This is a genomic window from Candidatus Poriferisocius sp. (assembly GCF_965204145.1).
In the GTDB taxonomy this organism is placed as follows: domain Bacteria; phylum Actinomycetota; class Acidimicrobiia; order Acidimicrobiales; family Bin134; genus Poriferisocius.
This window is the reverse complement of sequence record NZ_OZ241977.1, coordinates 3,268,123-3,285,084: the sequence shown is the minus strand read 5'-3', so window position 1 is coordinate 3,285,084 and position 16,962 is coordinate 3,268,123. Positions and strand designations below refer to the sequence as shown.

At 65.3% G+C, this 16,962-nt stretch carries 26 protein-coding genes and 1 pseudogene; all 27 read left to right on the top strand.

The genetic code is table 11. The features are described 5' to 3' along the window. The first annotated feature begins 34 nt into the window (after nt 1-34). Complete coding sequence (gene rplP, locus ACOGI7_RS15355; protein ID WP_419849613.1) at nt 35-448, top strand: 50S ribosomal protein L16; 414 nt, start codon at nt 35-37, stop codon at nt 446-448. 5 nt (nt 449-453) lie between these two features. Next, a complete protein-coding gene (gene rpmC, locus ACOGI7_RS15350; RefSeq protein WP_419849612.1) occupies nt 454-693 on the top strand; it encodes a 50S ribosomal protein L29 in 240 nt (79 codons plus the stop codon). Between the two features lie 28 nt (nt 694-721). Next, the gene (gene rpsQ, locus ACOGI7_RS15345; protein ID WP_419851530.1) at nt 722-1,012 is read left to right on the top strand and encodes a 30S ribosomal protein S17; all 291 of its coding nucleotides are present in this window, start codon (nt 722-724) and stop codon (nt 1,010-1,012) included. Beyond that, nucleotides 1,009-1,377: a 50S ribosomal protein L14 gene (gene rplN, locus ACOGI7_RS15340; RefSeq protein WP_419849611.1), complete on the top strand. Its 369-nt coding sequence runs from the start codon at nt 1,009-1,011 to the stop codon at nt 1,375-1,377. The genes rpsQ and rplN overlap by 4 nt, the downstream gene beginning before the upstream one ends. A 5-nt stretch (nt 1,378-1,382) precedes the next feature. Further along, nucleotides 1,383-1,691, top strand: a complete 309-nt coding sequence (gene rplX, locus ACOGI7_RS15335) for a 50S ribosomal protein L24 (protein WP_419849610.1) — start codon at nt 1,383-1,385, stop codon at nt 1,689-1,691. Further along, nucleotides 1,691-2,257 carry a 50S ribosomal protein L5 gene (rplE, locus tag ACOGI7_RS15330; RefSeq protein WP_419849609.1) on the top strand — a complete coding sequence of 189 codons (567 nt, stop codon included), beginning with the start codon at nt 1,691-1,693 and terminating at the stop codon, nt 2,255-2,257. Before rplX ends, rplE begins: the two co-directional genes overlap by 1 nt. A 4-nt stretch (nt 2,258-2,261) precedes the next feature. Further along, nucleotides 2,262-2,447, top strand: a complete 186-nt coding sequence (locus tag ACOGI7_RS15325; protein WP_419849608.1) for a type Z 30S ribosomal protein S14 — start codon at nt 2,262-2,264, stop codon at nt 2,445-2,447. A gap of 50 nt (nt 2,448-2,497) precedes the next feature. Then, nucleotides 2,498-2,902, top strand: a complete 405-nt coding sequence (gene rpsH / locus ACOGI7_RS15320; protein WP_419849607.1) for a 30S ribosomal protein S8 — start codon at nt 2,498-2,500, stop codon at nt 2,900-2,902. Between the two features lie 10 nt (nt 2,903-2,912). After that, nucleotides 2,913-3,452 carry a 50S ribosomal protein L6 gene (gene rplF / locus ACOGI7_RS15315; RefSeq protein ID WP_419849606.1) on the top strand — a complete coding sequence of 180 codons (540 nt, stop codon included), beginning with the start codon at nt 2,913-2,915 and terminating at the stop codon, nt 3,450-3,452. Nucleotides 3,453-3,467: 15 nt separating this feature from the next. Beyond that, nucleotides 3,468-3,830 (top strand): 50S ribosomal protein L18, encoded by a 363-nt coding sequence (gene rplR / locus ACOGI7_RS15310; protein ID WP_419849605.1) that lies wholly within the window; start codon nt 3,468-3,470, stop codon nt 3,828-3,830. A 59-nt stretch (nt 3,831-3,889) separates the two neighbouring features. Then, nucleotides 3,890-4,423 (top strand): annotated as a pseudogene (gene rpsE, locus ACOGI7_RS15305) (30S ribosomal protein S5); the annotation flags it as partial. Between the two features lie 5 nt (nt 4,424-4,428). Next, on the top strand, nt 4,429-4,614 hold the full coding sequence (rpmD, locus tag ACOGI7_RS15300; protein ID WP_419849604.1) for a 50S ribosomal protein L30: 186 nt from the start codon (nt 4,429-4,431) through the stop codon (nt 4,612-4,614). Continuing rightward, entirely contained in the window at nt 4,611-5,096 is a 486-nt protein-coding gene (gene rplO, locus ACOGI7_RS15295; RefSeq protein ID WP_419849603.1) for a 50S ribosomal protein L15, read from the top strand. The genes rpmD and rplO overlap by 4 nt, the downstream gene beginning before the upstream one ends. 36 nt (nt 5,097-5,132) lie before the next feature. Beyond that, a complete protein-coding gene (secY, locus tag ACOGI7_RS15290) occupies nt 5,133-6,482 on the top strand; it encodes a preprotein translocase subunit SecY (protein WP_419849602.1) in 1,350 nt (449 codons plus the stop codon). Next, the gene (locus tag ACOGI7_RS15285; protein WP_419849601.1) at nt 6,482-7,039 is read left to right on the top strand and encodes an adenylate kinase; all 558 of its coding nucleotides are present in this window, start codon (nt 6,482-6,484) and stop codon (nt 7,037-7,039) included. The genes secY and ACOGI7_RS15285 overlap by 1 nt, the downstream gene beginning before the upstream one ends. A gap of 131 nt (nt 7,040-7,170) precedes the next feature. Continuing rightward, entirely contained in the window at nt 7,171-7,395 is a 225-nt protein-coding gene (gene infA / locus ACOGI7_RS15280; protein WP_419845009.1) for a translation initiation factor IF-1, read from the top strand. Between the two features lie 49 nt (nt 7,396-7,444). After that, complete coding sequence (rpmJ, locus tag ACOGI7_RS15275) at nt 7,445-7,558, top strand: 50S ribosomal protein L36 (protein ID WP_419849600.1); 114 nt, start codon at nt 7,445-7,447, stop codon at nt 7,556-7,558. Between the two features lie 3 nt (nt 7,559-7,561). Then, complete coding sequence (gene rpsM, locus ACOGI7_RS15270) at nt 7,562-7,942, top strand: 30S ribosomal protein S13 (protein ID WP_419849599.1); 381 nt, start codon at nt 7,562-7,564, stop codon at nt 7,940-7,942. A gap of 22 nt (nt 7,943-7,964) precedes the next feature. Continuing rightward, nucleotides 7,965-8,363: a 30S ribosomal protein S11 gene (gene rpsK, locus ACOGI7_RS15265; RefSeq protein WP_419849598.1), complete on the top strand. Its 399-nt coding sequence runs from the start codon at nt 7,965-7,967 to the stop codon at nt 8,361-8,363. A 1-nt stretch (nt 8,364) separates the two neighbouring features. Beyond that, on the top strand, nt 8,365-8,982 hold the full coding sequence (gene rpsD, locus ACOGI7_RS15260) for a 30S ribosomal protein S4 (protein WP_419849597.1): 618 nt from the start codon (nt 8,365-8,367) through the stop codon (nt 8,980-8,982). 80 nt (nt 8,983-9,062) lie between these two features. Continuing rightward, nucleotides 9,063-10,004, top strand: a complete 942-nt coding sequence (locus ACOGI7_RS15255) for a DNA-directed RNA polymerase subunit alpha (RefSeq protein WP_419849596.1) — start codon at nt 9,063-9,065, stop codon at nt 10,002-10,004. Nucleotides 10,005-10,017: 13 nt separating this feature from the next. Further along, nucleotides 10,018-10,371, top strand: a complete 354-nt coding sequence (rplQ, locus tag ACOGI7_RS15250; protein WP_419849595.1) for a 50S ribosomal protein L17 — start codon at nt 10,018-10,020, stop codon at nt 10,369-10,371. 13 nt (nt 10,372-10,384) lie between these two features. Then, nucleotides 10,385-11,134, top strand: coding sequence for a tRNA pseudouridine(38-40) synthase TruA (truA, locus tag ACOGI7_RS15245; RefSeq protein ID WP_419849594.1), 750 nt, complete (start codon nt 10,385-10,387; stop codon nt 11,132-11,134). A gap of 93 nt (nt 11,135-11,227) precedes the next feature. Further along, the gene (gene rplM / locus ACOGI7_RS15240) at nt 11,228-11,686 is read left to right on the top strand and encodes a 50S ribosomal protein L13 (protein ID WP_419849593.1); all 459 of its coding nucleotides are present in this window, start codon (nt 11,228-11,230) and stop codon (nt 11,684-11,686) included. Further along, complete coding sequence (rpsI, locus tag ACOGI7_RS15235) at nt 11,665-12,078, top strand: 30S ribosomal protein S9 (protein ID WP_419851529.1); 414 nt, start codon at nt 11,665-11,667, stop codon at nt 12,076-12,078. Before rplM ends, rpsI begins: the two co-directional genes overlap by 22 nt. A 40-nt stretch (nt 12,079-12,118) precedes the next feature. Beyond that, complete coding sequence (gene glmM, locus ACOGI7_RS15230; protein ID WP_419849592.1) at nt 12,119-13,429, top strand: phosphoglucosamine mutase; 1,311 nt, start codon at nt 12,119-12,121, stop codon at nt 13,427-13,429. Between the two features lie 55 nt (nt 13,430-13,484). After that, nucleotides 13,485-16,961: an SIS domain-containing protein gene (locus tag ACOGI7_RS15225; protein ID WP_419849591.1), complete on the top strand. Its 3,477-nt coding sequence runs from the start codon at nt 13,485-13,487 to the stop codon at nt 16,959-16,961. Nucleotide 16,962 lies beyond the last annotated feature (1 nt).

Sequence of the window (16,962 nt, the reverse complement as noted above, 5' to 3'; positions counted from 1 at the left end):
CGACCATCCGACTCCGCAAAGGCCAGGTCGAACCATGTTGATGCCCAAGAAGGTCAAGCACCGCAAGCATCATCGAGGCCGGACCAAGGGCACCGCCAAGGGCGGTACCACCGTGACCTTCGGCGAGTACGGAATCAAGGCCCTCGAGCCGGGATGGATCACCGCGCGCCAGATTGAGGCCACCCGTATCGCCATCACCCGTCACATCCGCCGGGGCGGCAAGGTGTGGATCAACATCTTCCCCGACAAGCCGGTCACCGAGAAGCCAGCCGAGACCCGCATGGGCTCGGGCAAGGGCAACCCCGAGCGCTGGGTGGCGGTGGTCAAGCCCGGCCGCATCCTGTTCGAGCTGTCCTATCACGACCGCGAGGTGGCCCGGACGGCCATCGAGCGGGGAATCCAGAAGCTCCCGATCAAAGCTCGGTTCGTCGAGCGCCAGGAGGGTTGATCCCCATGGCTCGCAAGACCAACTGGCAGAACCTGAGCGACGCCGATCTCGTCGAGCAACTGGACGAGGCCAAAGAAGAAGTGTTCAAGCTTCGCTTCCAAATCGTCACCGGGCGGCTGGACAACACCGCCCGCCTCAAGCAGGCCAAAAAGGAAGTGGCCCGGGCCATCACCGAGCTGCGGATGCGGGAGATCCAAGCCGCTGAGGCGCTTGAAGCCCAAATGCAGGAGGCCGGCAATGGCTGACCCCAACGTTGAAACGAGTGAGGCAGCCATGACAGCTGACCCGACAACTGAGACGCAGACCGAAACCCGGCCCAACCGCCGCAAGGTGCGGGAGGGGATGGTGACGTCAGTGTCCATGGACAAGACCGCGGTGGTGGTTTCCACCGATCGCGTCCGCCATCGCCGTTACAACAAGACCGTGCAGCGCAATACCCGCCTGTACGTCCACGACGAGTCCAACCAGCTCGCGGTGGGCGACAGGGTCCGGGTGCAGGAAACCCGCCCACTGTCCAAGAACAAGCGGTGGCGGCTGCTGGAGATCGTGGAGCGTGCCCGATGATCCAACAAGAGACCCGGGTCAAGGTGGCCGACAACTCCGGCGCCAAAGAGGTGCTGTGCATTCGCGTGCTGGGGTCGTCCCGCAAGCGCTACGCCACCATCGGCGATGTGTTCGTGGCCACCGTCAAAGACGCCATGCCCGGTGCCGCAGTCCGCAAGGGCGAAGTAGTTCGCTGCGTTCTGGTCCGGGCCAAGAAAGAGAAGCGCCGCAAAGACGGCTCCTACATCCGCTTCGACGAGAACGCTGCCGTGCTCATCAACGAGCAGCAGCAGCCTCGGGGAACTCGCATTTTCGGCCCGGTGGGTCGGGAACTGCGCGACAAGCGCTTCATGCGCATCGTGTCGCTCGCACCGGAGGTGCTGTAGCCGCCATGAAGGTCCGCAAGGGAGATCGGGTCAGGGTGCTCAGCGGGAAGGACCGGGGCAAGGAAGGCGAGGTCATGTTCGCCTTCCCGACCGAGGAAACGGTGATCGTCGACGGCGTGAACATCGCCACCAAGCACCAGGGTCCTCGCCAGGGGATCATGCAGACCGGGATCATCGACAAAGAGATGCCCATCAAGGCTTCCAACGTGGCCGTCATCAGTCCGGCCGACGGCCGACCCACCCGGGTGGGATACCGGTTCGACACCGATGGCCGAAAGATCCGCGTCTGCCGCCGCACGGGAGTTGATCTGTGATGGCTGCCACCGCGACCACCCCCCGACTGCAAACCCTGTACCGGGAAGAGATCCGAGACCAGCTCAAGGAGCATCTGGGGCTGGACAACATCATGCAGGTGCCTCGCTTCGAGAAAATCGTCGTGAACATGGGCGTTGGCGAAGCCGTGGCTCAAGCCAAGCTTCTCGATGGCGCGGTGGCCGACTTGACCACCATCGCCGGTCAGCGTCCGGTCATCACTCGGGCCAAGAAGTCCATCGCCAACTTCAAAATCCGCGAGGGGAACCCCATCGGGGCCAAGGTCACCTTGAGGGGGCCTCGCATGTGGGAATTCCTAGATCGCCTCATCAACTTGGCCATCCCCCGCATCCGGGACTTCCGGGGGTTGTCGCCCCGCTCCTTCGACGGGAACGGCAACTATTCCTTCGGAGTCACCGAGCAGCTCATCTTCCCCGAGGTCGACTACGACTCCATCGACGTCATCAGGGGCATGGACATCACGATCGTCACAACCGCAACCACCGACGAGGAGGGCCGGGCACTGCTCGAGGCCTTCTCGTTCCCATTCCAAGCCGAGGGACAGTAACTCAATGGCAAAAAAGGCGCTTATCCAAAAGCAACAGCGGACACCGAAGTTCAAGGTGCGGGCCTACACCCGCTGCCGACGCTGCGGCCGGCCCCGGGCCGTGTACCGCAAGTTCGGCTTGTGCCGAGTGTGTCTGAGGGAGCTGGCCCACGCCGGCGAGATCCCCGGCCTGACCAAGGCGAGCTGGTGAGGTGATTGAAGCGATGATCCACCCCTATGAGCTGGTGAGGTGATGCGACTGTGACTATGACCGATCCCATCGCCGACATGTTGACCCGCATCCGCAACGCCAACACCGCGATGCGCGACGAAGTGACGATGCCGTCTTCCAAATTGAAGGTCGCGCTGGCCGACGTCCTCAAGCAGGAGGGTTACATCAGCAACTTCGCCGTCGCTGAGGCCAAATCCGGCCCCGGGCAGACCCTCACCATCGACATGAAGTACTCCGACCAGCGAGAGCGGGTCATCTCCGGCATCACTCGAGTGTCCAAGCCCGGCCTGCGGGTGTACTCCAAGTCGGACAAGATCCCTCGCGTCCTCGGAGGCCTGGGTGTGGCCATCGTGTCCACCAGCAAGGGCCTGATGAGCGACCGCGAGGCCCGCCGCCGCCGCATGGGCGGCGAGGTCGTCTGCGTGGTCTGGTAGGAGGCCTGCCGTGTCACGAGTCGGAAAGAACCCGATCCCGGTGCCAGACGGCGTGGACGTTGCCATCGACGGCGCCCACGTTACCGTCACCGGCAGCCGCGGCACGCTGGAGCACGACCTCCCCGAGGTGATCTCGGCCCGGATCGAAGACGGCTCCGTTGTCGTTGAGCGGACCGACGAGCAGCGCAACACCAAGGCGCTCCACGGGTTGAGCCGCTCGCTTCTGGCCAACATGGTCACCGGCGTCAGCGAGGGATACCGCAAAGAGCTGGAGATCGTGGGAGTGGGCTACCGGGCCATCGCCCAGGGCAACAGCAAGATCGAGTTGCAACTGGGCTTCAGCCATCCGGTACACGTCGAGGCCCCCGACGGCGTCACATTCGAAGTGCCCAACCAGACGAGCATCCATGTGCTGGGGATCGACAAGCAGGCGGTGGGCCAAGTGGCCGCCGACATCCGGGCCATCCGCAAGCCCGAGCCCTATCGGGGCAAAGGCATCCGCTACGCCGGCGAGCGGATCATCCGCAAGGCCGGTAAGGCCGCGAAGTAGGACACGGGAAGAGTCATGAGCAGCGTCAAGCACAAACACGAGAGCCGGGTCCGGCGCCATCGCCGGGTTCGGAAAAAGATCCGGGGCACCGCCGAGCGCCCTCGCCTGGCCGTCTACCGGTCCAACCGCCACATCATCGCCCAGCTCATCGACGACACCGCGGGCCACACCCTTGTTTCGGCCTCCACCACCGAGGCCGACTTGCGATCCGGCCCTACCGGAAACGTGGCCGGGGCCGCTGCGGTGGGCAAGCTCATCGCCGAGCGGGCCAAGGACAAGAACATCACCGCGGTCGTCTTCGACCGGGGCGGCTTCCGCTACCACGGACGAGTCGCCGCCCTGGCCGACTCGGCCCGTGAAGCTGGACTGGAGTTCTGATGACCGATACTTCAACCTCAACACCGACCCCGACGCCCGACGGCCAGCTACGCGACTCCCGGGTGATCAACATCAACCGGGTGGCCAAGGTGGTCAAGGGCGGGCGCCGCTTCTCCTTCACCGCGCTGGTGGTGATCGGCGACGGGGCAGGCCGTGTCGGATTGGGCTACGGCAAGGCCAAGGAGGTTCCCTTGGCCATTCAAAAAGGCACCGAGGAGGCCCGGCGCAACCTGTTCCGGGTTCCGCTGGCCGCATCCACCATTACCCACCCGGTTGTCGGGGAGATGGGCGCGGGTCGGGTGCTGCTCAAGCCCGCGGCGCCCGGTACCGGCGTGATCGCCGGTGGCGCTGCTCGGGCCATCCTCGAAGAGGCCGGGATCGGCGACGTGCTGTGCAAGTCGCTGGGCTCGCCCAACCACATCAACGTGGCTCGGGCCACCATCGCCGGGCTGAAGGCCCTCAAGCGGCCCGACGAGGTTGCCCGCCACCGGGGCATCCCCGCCGATGAGTTCGTGCCCGCCGGGCTGCTGGCGGCCTACCGGGAGTCTGAGCGCCTGTCGGCCGCTGCCCCCGTCGAGGACGACGAGGAGTAGCCGCCATGGCGATCAAGGTCACCCAGATCCGGTCTCAGATCGGTACCCGGCCCAAGCAGCGGGGCACGCTGCGGGCCTTGGGCCTGCGCGGCATCGGCCAGACCAACACCCTGCCGGATGCCCCTGAGATCAGGGGGATGATCGACAAGGTGTCCCACCTGATCTCCTGGGAGGAGACCGACGAGTCATGAAGGTCCATGATCTGAAACCAGCCCCGGGATCCCGCAAGCGGCCCCAGCGCAAAGCTCGGGGAATCGCCGGCAAAGGCGGCAAGACAGCAGGCCGGGGAACCAAGGGACAGCGGGCCCGCAGCAAGATCCCCGTCGGGTTCGAGGGCGGCCAGATGCCGCTGGCCCGTCGGGTGCCCAAACTGCGCGGGTTCAAGAACCCCTTCCGAGTGGAGTACCAGGCCATCAACCTCGACGTCATCGAGGCCACCGAGCTGAACGAGATCACCCCCGAGGTGCTTCACGAGCGAGGGCTTCTGCACAAGGGCGCCTTGGCCAAAGTCCTCGGCCGCGGCGAGCTGACCCGGGCCGTCACCGTCAAGGCTCACGGTTTCTCTGAGTCGGCGAAAGCAGCCATCGAGGCCGCAGGCGGTAGCGTAGAGGTGTTGCCCAAGCCCTTCACCGGGCGGCCACCGGCCAAGGGCAACGCCCTTACCAACCGCTAGGCGAAGCCCGACGAGGTCGCAGGAGTAGGAGTCGCCGTGCTCACCAGGATTGCCAATATGTTCCGGGTCGCCGACCTGCGGAACAAGATCCTGTTCACCCTGTCGATGCTGGTGATCTTCCGCTTGGGCGTCGCCATTCCCTCCCCCGGCGTCGACCTCGACGCCGTCGATCAGCTCCGCAACCAGGCCGACGCCGGCGGGGTCACCGGGCTGTTGAACTTCTTCTCCGGCGGCGCCCTGTCGCAGTTCGCCATCTTCGCCCTGGGCATCTTCCCCTATATCACCGCGTCGATCATCATGCAGGTGCTGGGCGTGGTGATCCCCCGCATCGAGCAATGGCAGAACCAGGGGGCGGTGGGCCAGCGCAAGATCACTCAGTGGACCCGTTATCTGACGATCGCCATCGCCATCATCCAGGCCACCTCGTTCTCCTTCCTGTTCCACAACGGCGGGGGCGGCTTGAGCCTCACTGGCGGCAACGCCAACCAAGCCATCGACCTGCTGCCCAACTTCACCGCCCCCCGGGTGTTCCTAGTGGTGCTCACCCTCACCGCCGGCACTGCGCTGTTGATGTGGATGGGCGAGCTCATCACCCAAAAGGGCATCGGCAACGGCATGTCGCTGATCATCTTCGCCTCGGTGGTGTCCACCATCCCCAACCAGTTCTCACTGGTGAAGGCGTCGGAGGGGTGGGGCGCGGTGTTCGTCATCGCCCTCATGTACCTGGTGCTCTTAGTGGCCATCGTGTTCGTGGAGAACGGCCAGCGCCAGATCCCGGTGCAGTTCGCCAAACGGGTGGTGGGCCGTCGCATGGCCGGCGGCCAGAGCACCTACATCCCGCTGAAGGTGAACCAGTCCGGCGTGATCCCCATCATCTTCGCCAGCTCGGTTCTCTACCTGCCCATCCTGCTCGCCGCGGTGCTGCCCTCGGACTCCAACCCCGACCACAACACCTGGGGGGAGAGCGTGCAGAACTGGGTGAACGTCCACTTGGGCGACCCAGCCGACACGGTGTACTTGATCGTCTTCGCCCTGATGATCGTGGGCTTCGCCTACTTCTACACCGCCATCACCTTCGACCCGGTCAAGCAGGCCGACCAGATTCGCAAGCAGGGCGGGTTCATTCCGGGCATCCGACCCGGCCGCCAAACCGAGCGCTACCTCGGCCGCATCCTGTCCCGCATCACACTGCCCGGAGCGCTGTTCATCGCCGCGGTGGCCGTCATCCCCGCCATCGCTCTCTCCCAGTACATCGACAGCCGGAGCGCGACGGCGTACAGCTTCAGCGGCATCTCCGTGCTGATCGCCGTGGGCGTGGCCCTCGAGACCATGAAGCAGATCGACAGCCAGCTCATGATGAGAAATTACGAGGGCTTCTTGAAGTAATGCCCTTGGTGCTGGTCATACTGGGCCGCCAGGGCTCAGGCAAGGGAACCCAGGCCGCGCTGCTGGCCGAGCGCTACGGGGTGGTCCACGTCTCCACCGGCGACATGCTGCGGGCCGCCGTGGCCGCGGGCACCGAGCTGGGGATTCGGGCCAAAGCAGTAATGGACGCCGGCAACCTGGTCGGCGACGACATCATGATCGGCATCGTGGACGAGCGGCTGGCCGCCGACGACATCCAGGCCCACGGGGTGCTGCTCGATGGCTTTCCCCGCACCACCGCCCAGGCCGACGCCCTTGCGAGGATTCTGGGGGGCACCGGCCCCGACCTGGCCGTCAACTTGGACGTTCCCATTGCCGAGGTCACCGAGCGAATGCTGGCTCGAGGCCGGGACGACGACACCGAAGAGGCTATTTCCCGCCGGCTGGAGCTGTACGAGGCCGAGACCGCTCCGCTGCTGGCCTGGTTCGAAGAGCGGGGACGTCTATCCGTAGTCAACGGGATGGGGACCGAAAAAGAGGTGTTTGCCCGCCTGACCGATGTCATCAGCGCTCTCTAGGACATTTCCGCCCATCAGCCGGTTTGTCCCTGTCGAAAGCGCCGTATAGCATGGCTATTCGGCTCACCTAGTGGGCCGCTATTCGCGCGGTTCGCCGCACCAGCTTGTCAAGACGTCAGGAGAGGTCGCCCTTGGCGAAGAACAAGGAAGACGCCATCATCATGGAAGGGACAGTTACCGAGTCTCTTCCCAACGCCATGTTCCGAGTAGAACTCGAGAACGGGCACAAGGTGCTGACCCACATCTCCGGCAAGATGCGGATGCACTACATCAGGATTCTCCCCGGCGACCGGGTCCAAGTGGAATTGACCCCCTACGACCTTCAACGGGGCCGGATCACCTACCGGTACAAATAGCCACAACAACAGCAGCCGAAGGGCACAACGGATCATCGAAAGGCACACCGTGAAAGTCCGCCCCAGTGTGAAGAAAATCTGCGACAAGTGCAGGGTCATACGCCGACACGGGCGCGTGCGGGTGATCTGCACCAACCCTCGCCACAAGCAGAGGCAGGGCTGAGCGATGGCCCGTATCGCCGGCGTCGACATCCCGAGGGAGAAGCGCACCGTCGTCTCTCTGACCTACATCTACGGCATCGGGCCAACCCTGGCCCGCCAGGTATGCGCTGAAACCGACGTTGACGAGAGCACCCGGCTGCGCGATCTCACCGATGAAGAGGTAGCCCGGCTGCGCAATTTCATCGAGAGCAACCTTCGGGTGGAGGGCGACCTTCGCCGGGAGACCAGCCAGGACGTCAAGCGCAAGATGGAGATCGGCTGCTACCAGGGCCTGCGCCACCGACGGGGGCTTCCCGTGCGCGGCCAGCGCACCCACACCAACGCTCGCACCCGCAAGGGGCCGAAGAAGACCGTGGCCGGAAAGAAGAAGGTGATGAAGAAGTGAAGCAGGAAAGGATGTACCGCTAATGGCAAAGCCATCAGCCGGAGGGCGTCGGCCCCGCCGCCGGGAGCGCAAGAACATCTCCTACGGGGTGGCCCACATCAAGAGCTCCTTCAACAACACCATCGTGACCATCGCCGACCAACAGGGGAACGTCATCTCCTGGGCATCGGCCGGCAACGTCGGCTTCAAGGGGTCCCGCAAGTCCACCCCATTCGCCGCGCAAATGGCCGCCGAGCAGGCGGGGCGCAAGGCCATGGAGCACGGTATCCGCAAGGTGGACGTACATGTCCGCGGACCGGGCTCGGGTCGCGAGACCGCCATTCGCTCGCTCCAGGGGGTGGGCATCGAGATCACCGGCATCAAAGACGTCACCCCCATTCCCCACAACGGCTGCCGCCCGGCCAAGCGGCGGAGGGTCTGACATGTCTCGCTATACCGGTCCGCGATCGCGGGTTTCCCGACGCCTCGGCGTGAACGTCTGGGGCACCAAGGGCGAGACCATCGCCCTAGAACGTCGCCCCTACCCCCCGGGCGAGCACGGACGGTCCCGCCGGCGGGGCAACGTATCGGAATACCTGCTCCAGCTTCAGGAGAAGCAGAAGGCCCGCTACACCTACGGGCTCAACGAGCGCCAGTTCCGCAACGTCTTCAAGGAGGCGGCCCGCCACAAGGGGGTCACCGGCGAGAACATGCTGCGATTCTTGGAGCTGCGCCTCGACAACGTGGTGTACCGCCTCGGGTGGGGCGCCACCCGACCTCAGGCCCGCCAGCTCGTCTCCCACGGACACATCAACGTGAACGGAAGACGGGTGAATATCCCCAGCTACCGGCTTCGCAAAGACGATGTGATCTCGCTGCGGGACAAAGCTCGGGAGATGATCGTAGTGGGGTGGAACCTGGATGTTCTCGACCGGGAACCGCCCGCCTGGTTGAGCCGGGCCGACGACGGCTTCGAAGCCACCGTACGAGATGCCCCCCTGCGAGAGCAGATCGATGTGCCGGTTCGAGAACAGCTCATCGTCGAGCTCTACAGCAAGTAGGCCGCGCTGCCTCTTGCCTCCCACGAAGACCTTTCAATCAAGTTGACCATCACCATTCCAAGAACTGAGGGAGCCGGAACATGCTGGTAATGCAACGACCCACTGTCGAGTCGGTTACCGAGCTCGAAGACAACCGCCAGAAGTTCGCCATCGGCCCGCTGGAGCCTGGCTTCGGACACACGCTCGGCAACTCCCTGCGCCGAGCCCTGCTGTCGTCGATACCGGGCGCCGCGGTGATCCGGGCCCGATTCGACGATGCCCTCCACGAGTTCGACACGATCACCGGTGTGGCCGAGGACGTGACCGACATCATGTTGAACCTGAAGGATCTCGTACTGCGGTGCCACAGCGAGGAGCCAGTTGAACTCCGCATCGACCAGCGGGGGCCGGGCGAGGTCACCGGAGCCAGCTTGGCGGTCAACCCCGATGTCGAGATTTTGAACCCTGAGCTGGTCATCGCCCGGTTGAACGACAAGGCCCGTCTGGCCATGGACATCACCGTCGCCCAGGGCCGGGGCTACGTTTCAGCCGAGGTCAACAAAGTGGACTCCACCATCGGCGTGATTCCGATCGACTCCATCTTCTCCCCCGTGCGCCGGGTGGCCTACAACGTGGAGCCCACCCGAGTGGAGCAGTCCACGGAGTTCGACCGCCTTGTGCTGGACATCGAGACCGACAGCTCCATCACTCCTCAAGAAGCGCTGGCCTCCGCCGGCGCCACCTTGCGCACCCTCGTGCAACTCGTCGAGGAAATGAGCGATGAGCCCCAGGGCTTGAGCATGGCGGAGGCGGGCAGCGCCCCGGCCGGCGCCCCCGACCTCGACCTGCCCATCGAAGACCTCGAGCTGTCTGAGCGGCCCCGCAACTGCCTCAAGCGGGCGCAGATCAACATGATCGGCGAATTGCTGGCCCGCACCGAGGACGAGCTGCTGGCCATCACCAACTTCGGCCAGAAGTCGCTGGACGAGGTGAACGAGAAGCTCGACGAACGCGGCCTCGCGCTGGCCGGCCCCCGTTCGTAAAAGAGGGGATGGCATGCCCGGACAACCACGCAAGGGGCGGCGCTTCGGCGGCAGCTCGCAGCACCAGAAGCTGATGATGGCCAACCTGGTCGCTTCCCTGATCGCGGCTGAGGGAATCACCACCACTGAGGCCAAGGCCAAGGCCATGCGTCCGGTGGCCGAGAAGCTCATCACCAAAGCGAAGAAGGGCGGGCGGCACAACCACCGTCAGATCTTGGCCCAGTTGGGCGATCCGGAGATCACCGACAAGCTCATGGTCGACATCGGCCCCCGCTACGCCAACCGGCCCGGCGGCTACACCCGCATCCTGAAGCTGGGGCCTCGCCACGGCGACAACGCCCCCATGGCCCGCATCGAGCTGGTCTAGTTACTCGGCAACCGTGCGAGTCCGCGCCACGGTCGCCTACAACGGCGGGCCGTTCCACGGGTTTGCCGTCAACGAAGGGGTTCGCACGGTGGGGGGCGACCTCACAGACGCCCTTTCCCGCTGCCTGCGCCAACCGGTCGAGCTGACCTGCGCGGGCCGCACCGACACCGGGGTCCATGCCCGGGGACAGGTGGTGAGCTTTTCCGCCCCAGACGACGTCGATCTGCTGGCTGTTCGCACCGCGGTGAACCGCATGCTGGCTCCGGCCATCGCGGTGCGCGACGTGGAGGCCGCGCCGGAGGAATTCGACGCCCGGTTCGACGCCACCAGCCGCACCTACCACTACACCGTGTTGGACCGAGAGGTGCCCGATCCCTTCTTGGCCGCCACCGCATGGCACTGTTCCCGCGGGCTCGACGTCGACGTCATGAACGCCGCAGCCACCGCCATCGTGGGCGAGCACGACTTCTCGTCATTCTGCCGTCGGCAGCACACCGCCGACGGTTTGGAGAAATCACGAGTGCGCGTCGTCTTCCGGGCCTCGTGGCACGCAGCCGAGCAAGACCTGCTGCGCTTCGAAATCGAAGCCTCCTCCTTCTGTCATCAGATGGTGCGCTCCATCACCGGCACCTTGGTAGACATCGGCGCCGGGCGGCGTCCTCCCGAGGCCCTGGCCGCCATTTTGGCCGCCAAAGACCGTTCCGGTGCCCCCAACCTGGCCCCGCCCCACGGGCTCTGCCTGTGGTCGGTCTCCTACCCGTGAATCGTTGGCCGAGGCACTGGCTGGGGCAGTTGTCACTCCCCCGATTCGGGCCGTATCATTGCCTTTCCCGGGATCGCATCTGAAGGAAAGCCGATGCCCACTTACTCCCCGAAAATCAAAGACATCGAACGCGCGTGGCACGTCGTTGACGCCGACGGCCTCGTCCTCGGTCGAATGGCCACTGAAGTGGCCCGCGTGCTCCGGGGCAAGCACAAGCCCGACTTCACTCCCCACATCGACAACGGCGACCACGTGATCATCGTGAACGCCGACAAGGTGGTGCTCACCGGCCGCAAGGCCACCGACAAGCAGGTATACAGCCACTCTGGCTTCCCCGGCGGCCTGCACACCATCAGCTACGGCCATCTGCTGGAGACCCAACCCGCCGAGGCCGTGCGCCGGACCGTGAAGGGGATGCTCCCCAAGAACCGCTTGGGCCGCCAGATGCTCCGCAAGCTCAAGGTCTACGCCGGGCCGCTCCACCCCCACCAAGCCCAGCAGCCCCAGCCTTTGGAGATTGCCGGGGCTCGATCCCACATCGGAGACTCTTGATGACCGCACCCCTAACCCAGGCCACCGGACGGCGCAAGCGAGCGGTTGCCCGTGTCCGATTCAGCTACGGCACCGGCCAGGTGACTGTCAACGGCCGCAAAGCTGAGGACTACTTCCCCTCCCGCAGCCACCGAATGGCCTTCATGGAGCCCCTCCGGCTCACCAACACCGCCGAGGCGTACGACATCGACGTGAACATGCACGGTGGCGGCGCCAACGGCCAGGCCGGAGCCCTGCGCTTGGGTATCGCCCGTGGGTTGGTGGCAATGAATCCGGAATTGCGGGATGCCCTCAAACAGGAAGGATTCCTCACCCGCGACGATCGCAAGAAGGAATCCAAGAAGTACGGCCTGAAAAAAGCCCGCAAGGCACCTCAGTACTCGAAGCGCTAAGCCAGATTGCCAGAGGTCTGCTACTCAGGGGCTGAGTCCAGTGCTGCGCTTCGGAACCGACGGGGTTCGGGGTCGAGCCTACGAAGAGCTCCTTCCCGACGACGTCGTCCGACTGGCCCAAGCAGCTGCGGAAGTCCTCACCCCGGCCGGCCCAGTGGTCATCGGCCGTGATACCCGGGACTCCAGCCCTGAATTCGCCGCCGCATTAGCCGCTGGCTTCAGCTCGGTCGGAGTTTCCACCATTGACATGGGAGTGGCCCCCACTCCCGCGGTGGCCTGGGCGGCGGCAAAAGCCCGCACCCCGGGCGCCATGGTCTCGGCATCGCACAATCCGTGGTATGACAACGGCATCAAGCTCTTCGGCCCTGAGGGCCGAAAGCTCGATGACGAGGTCCAGGCCGCCTTGGAGTCCACCGTGGGCGACCCCAACCGCAGCGCAGTGCCCTCCCTTGGCACCCCCCGGCGAACTTCCGATGGTTCGAGGCTGTTGCAGGAATATCAGGACGCAGTGGCCAACACTGCTGATTTTGACGGGGGAAACCTCACCGTGGTGGTGGACGCGGCCCATGGGTCAGCCACTACCACCCTCCCTGGGCCGTTACGCGCCCACAGAGTGGCCACCACAGTTATCAACTCCGAACCCAATGGCCGAAACATCAATCATCGGTGCGGCTCAACCCATCCAGAAGCAGTGGCCCAGGTGGTCCGCAGCCAAGGCGCCGACTTGGGGCTCACCTTCGACGGTGATGCCGACCGGGTGCTGGCGGTGGACCACTACGGCGACCTTGTTGATGGCGACCAGATCATCGCCATTTGCGCAATCGACCGCCACGAACAAGGTCGGCTGCCAGACAACACCGTGGTGGTGACGGTGATGACCAACCTGGGCTTCCATCGTGCCATGGCTCAACGGGGCATCAACGTGGTAACCACCCCGGTGGGTGACCGCCACGTGTGGTCTGCCCTCCAAGACCGCGATTGGGGCCTAGGAGGAGAGCAGTCGGGCCATGTGATCTTCCCCTCTTTGGCCACCACCGGCGACGGCCTGGTCACCGCCTTGCAACTCTTGGACGTTGTTGCCCGCCGAGGATTGCCGCTGCACGACTTGGCCGCTGAGGCCATGACCAAAATGCCCCAGGTGCTCCACAACGTGGTCGTCGACCCCGACTCCATCGACCAAGACCGCATGTCGGCCGCCGTGGCCGACGCCGAGGAAGCCCTCGGCGAAAGCGGCCGAATCCTGGTCCGTCCCTCTGGCACCGAGCCGGTCATCCGCATAATGGTCGAAGCCGAGACCCCAGAGATCGCCGAATCCATCGCCACCGAAGTCGCCGCTGCGATCACCTTCTGAGCCGTACTGGCTCCCGCCGGGTTATTCCGGTTACGCACCACTAACCTTGGGGGAGATGTGCGGCATTGTCGCGGTGGTCCGGCGCGACTCACAGCGTGTTCCCCCGACCTCGGCCGAGGTCCTCGACCTTTTGAGCCCGGTGGTCGTGTCTCTGCGCGACCTGAGCAGTTCTGACGACCTGGCGGGACACATCAGTGCTGGAGCTCAGAATCTGATTCGAGCTGATCGCCTGCTTCAGGGGACCGCCGGACTCCGAGCGCTGTTGGCCGAAAAGCCGCTGCGGGCCACCATCCGAGCGACCCTGGGCGAAATCGACCGGCTGATTGGCGCTCTGGAAGCCGACCTCGACTGGTCGGCTGGCAACCGGGCCTCGGAAGCAGTCAACGCCGCTCTGCTTCAGATGAAGGATGCGGTATGGGCCATCGGGAACGATCGGCTCAAGACCGCCGACGCGGTGGCTGATTTGGCCGGACCCACCGCCGAGCAAGCCGCACTGGCGGCGTTCAGCTCAGTGCAGGTCGCCCTGTCAGCGTTGGACCGCCTCGAGGTTCGAGGCCGGGACTCGGCAGGGCTCCACTTGCTGATCAGCGACCACGGTCTCGACCCCACAGCCCCTGCAGTGGCCGCAGCGTTGGCCGAGCGAGTCGCCGATCCACTGTTCCGGTCGGGATCTGTGCGCTGGGCCGAGGGCTGTTTGAGCTTCGTATACAAGGCGGCCGCCGAAATCGGCGAACTCGGCGACAACACCGCCGCTCTGCGAGCTGCCATTGCGGCTGATGAACTGCTGGCCGCCGCAGTGGACGCTCCGGAGGCATCTGCGGTCGTCATCGGACACACCCGATGGGCCAGTGTGGGCATGATCAACGAGGCCAATGCCCACCCCCTCAACTCCGAACTGGCCGAAGGCCCCTCCCGGCCCTACACCATCGGCGCCCTGAACGGCGACGTCGACAACCACACCGATCTGGTGGCTGACCACGGCCTGAGCTTGGATCCCGGCATCACCACCGATGCCAAAGTCATCCCCTCCCTCTGGTCTGCCCGGTTGAACGACTCGGCCAACCCTATTGACGCGTTCCGCCGAACAGTGGCAGATCTCAATGGCTCGGTGGCCATAGCCGGCCAGACCGCGGCTCAACCCGACCAACTCTTGCTGGCCCTGCGGGGCAGCGGCCAGGCGCTGTACATCGGCGCGGCCCAAGACGCCTACGTGGTGGCCAGCGAGCCCTACGGCTTGGTGGAGCAGTCCGACCGCTACGTGCGGATGGACGGCGAAACCCCGTCCGACCCAGAAAACGCCACGGCCAGCCGGGGCCAAGTGGTGGTGTTGAGCCAAGACAACGCCGGCGACCTCCACCGGATTCAGAGGCTCTCCTACGACGGCACATCGCTGCCCATAACCGATTCCGACATCGTGGATGCCGAGATAACCACCCGCGATGTCGACCGCCGCAACTTCCGCCATTACCTGCTGAAAGAGATCACCGAGTCTCCCGAGTCTTTCCGCAAGACCCTGCGAGGCCACATCGTGACCACTGAGCAAGATCGGCAGGCGCCATTGCTGTCGGTGAGCCTAGGACCAGAAACTCTGCCTGCTTCCCTGGTTGATCGCCTGGCCCGCGGCCAGATCACCGACATCGTGGTCATCGGCCAGGGAACCGCCGCGGTTGCGGCCCACAGCCTGGCCTACTTCCTCCGCCAAGAGCTGCCCGACCGGCACGTCAGCTCGGTACTGGCCACCGAATTGTCGGGATTCGGCTTGCACGGCGACATGGCCAACACCCTGGTGATCGCCATCAGCCAGTCGGGAACCACCACCGACACCAACCGCACCGTCGATCTGGTGCGACGGCGGGGTGCAGCCGTCATCGCCATCGTCAACCGGCGCAACAGCGACCTGTGCGACAAGGCCGATGGGGTGCTCTACACCTCAGACGGCCGAGATGTGGAGATGAGCGTGGCCTCTACCAAGGCGTTCTACGCCCAGGTGGCCGCTGGCGTGCTGCTGGCCGTTGCCCTGGCCAACGCCACCAACGGCGGTCCGCCCGCTGATGCCCGCGCCCAAGAGCGCCGCCAGCGACTTCTGAACTCGCTGCGCGACCTGCCCACAGCCATGACCGAGGTGCTGGGCCTCCACAGCCAGATCGCCGACATCGTCCGCCGCCACGCTCTGGGCCGCACCTATTGGGCAGTGGTGGGCAACGGTCTCAACCGCGTGGCCGCCGAGGAAGTACGCATCAAGCTCTCGGAGCTGTGCTACAAGTCCATCGCCTGTGATACCACCGAGGACAAGAAGCACATCGATCTGTCGTCGGAACCGCTGATCTTGGTGTGCGCCGCCGGCCTGCTCGACTCCACTGCAGACGACGTGGCCAAGGAGGTGGCCATCTTCCGAGCCCACAAGGCGGCACCCATCGTGATCACCAGCGACACCGAAGCCCGCTTCGACGCGGCGTCCGAGGTCATTGCCACCCCCAGCCCCGGCTCACCCGAGCTGGCCTTCGTGCTGGCCACCATGGTGGGCCACCTGTTCGGGTATGAGTCCGCGCTGGCCATCGATGAGTTGGCTCAGCCCCTGCGGGAGACCCGAGCGGCAATCGAGGCCGAGGTGGCCGCCAGCGATCCCGACAGCGACGGTGGCATCGACAGCCAGGAGATGCTGGCCAAGCTTCGCTCGCAGTTCGCCCCCGCCGCCCAGCGGTTCTTCCAGGACCTGCGCCAAGGCCGCTACAACGGCTGCCTAGAGGCGGGTACCGCCGCCGAGATGGCCTCCATGTACCGCTACGCCCTGGGCATCGCCCCGCTCGACGCCTACCAGCTGGAGCGGGGGCGGGTGGGCACGCCGGCGGTGGTGTTAGAAGACCTCACCGCCATGCTCACCGTGGCGGTGGGCGAGTTGACCCGGCCGGTGGACGCCATCCGCCACCAGGCCAAGACCGTCACCGTCGGGATCTCCCGGGCCGAGGAATCACTGCTCGAGCTGCCCTTGGTCCGGGCCGCCCTCGACGCCGGCGCCCCCCGCCACCAGCTCAGCTACCAGACGCTGCGCACTCTGACCGCGCTCGACCCCGCGGTCGCCGAGGTCACGGGCTATATCCGGTATGCCATCAGCGGCGACCCCGAAGCATCCAACACCACCATCCATGTGGTCGACCGGGGCGGCATCACCGTGGGGCTGGCCTCCCGCACCGAACGCGACCCAATCCTGCGAGGCAGCAAGCACCTGGTGGCGATCGAACGGCAGGTTCTGGCCACCCGGGGGCGCTCCGACGGACGGACCATTGTGCTGATCCCTGAGGTCAAAGACCGCCAGACCACCGGGCTCACCCTGCTGCACGTTCGATTCCAATCCCGCCTCTCCCCCGACGTGGCCCAGCAGGTGCTGGAGGGCTACCGGAACCGGTTCGCCGCCCTGCGCGACGAGGTCACCGAGACCGAGCCCGACTTTCGCCTCGACCGGCTGGGTGCCATCGGCACAGAAGAACTCTTACTGGAACCGGTAACCGAGCTGGCTGACCGCTGGCGTCCATGAT

Coding starts and splice junctions, on each gene's coding strand:
- rplP (WP_419849613.1), top strand. CDS start 35: ATGTTGATGCCCAAGAAGGTCAAGCACCGCAAGCATCATCGAGGCCGG.
- rpmC (WP_419849612.1), top strand. CDS start 454: ATGGCTCGCAAGACCAACTGGCAGAACCTGAGCGACGCCGATCTCGTC.
- rpsQ (WP_419851530.1), top strand. CDS start 722: ATGACAGCTGACCCGACAACTGAGACGCAGACCGAAACCCGGCCCAAC.
- rplN (WP_419849611.1), top strand. CDS start 1,009: ATGATCCAACAAGAGACCCGGGTCAAGGTGGCCGACAACTCCGGCGCC.
- rplX (WP_419849610.1), top strand. CDS start 1,383: ATGAAGGTCCGCAAGGGAGATCGGGTCAGGGTGCTCAGCGGGAAGGAC.
- rplE (WP_419849609.1), top strand. CDS start 1,691: ATGGCTGCCACCGCGACCACCCCCCGACTGCAAACCCTGTACCGGGAA.
- ACOGI7_RS15325 (WP_419849608.1), top strand. CDS start 2,262: ATGGCAAAAAAGGCGCTTATCCAAAAGCAACAGCGGACACCGAAGTTC.
- rplR (WP_419849605.1), top strand. CDS start 3,468: ATGAGCAGCGTCAAGCACAAACACGAGAGCCGGGTCCGGCGCCATCGC.
- rpmD (WP_419849604.1), top strand. CDS start 4,429: ATGGCGATCAAGGTCACCCAGATCCGGTCTCAGATCGGTACCCGGCCC.
- rplO (WP_419849603.1), top strand. CDS start 4,611: ATGAAGGTCCATGATCTGAAACCAGCCCCGGGATCCCGCAAGCGGCCC.
- ACOGI7_RS15285 (WP_419849601.1), top strand. CDS start 6,482: ATGCCCTTGGTGCTGGTCATACTGGGCCGCCAGGGCTCAGGCAAGGGA.
- rpsM (WP_419849599.1), top strand. CDS start 7,562: ATGGCCCGTATCGCCGGCGTCGACATCCCGAGGGAGAAGCGCACCGTC.
- rpsK (WP_419849598.1), top strand. CDS start 7,965: ATGGCAAAGCCATCAGCCGGAGGGCGTCGGCCCCGCCGCCGGGAGCGC.
- rpsD (WP_419849597.1), top strand. CDS start 8,365: ATGTCTCGCTATACCGGTCCGCGATCGCGGGTTTCCCGACGCCTCGGC.
- ACOGI7_RS15255 (WP_419849596.1), top strand. CDS start 9,063: ATGCTGGTAATGCAACGACCCACTGTCGAGTCGGTTACCGAGCTCGAA.
- rplQ (WP_419849595.1), top strand. CDS start 10,018: ATGCCCGGACAACCACGCAAGGGGCGGCGCTTCGGCGGCAGCTCGCAG.
- rplM (WP_419849593.1), top strand. CDS start 11,228: ATGCCCACTTACTCCCCGAAAATCAAAGACATCGAACGCGCGTGGCAC.
- ACOGI7_RS15225 (WP_419849591.1), top strand. CDS start 13,485: ATGTGCGGCATTGTCGCGGTGGTCCGGCGCGACTCACAGCGTGTTCCC.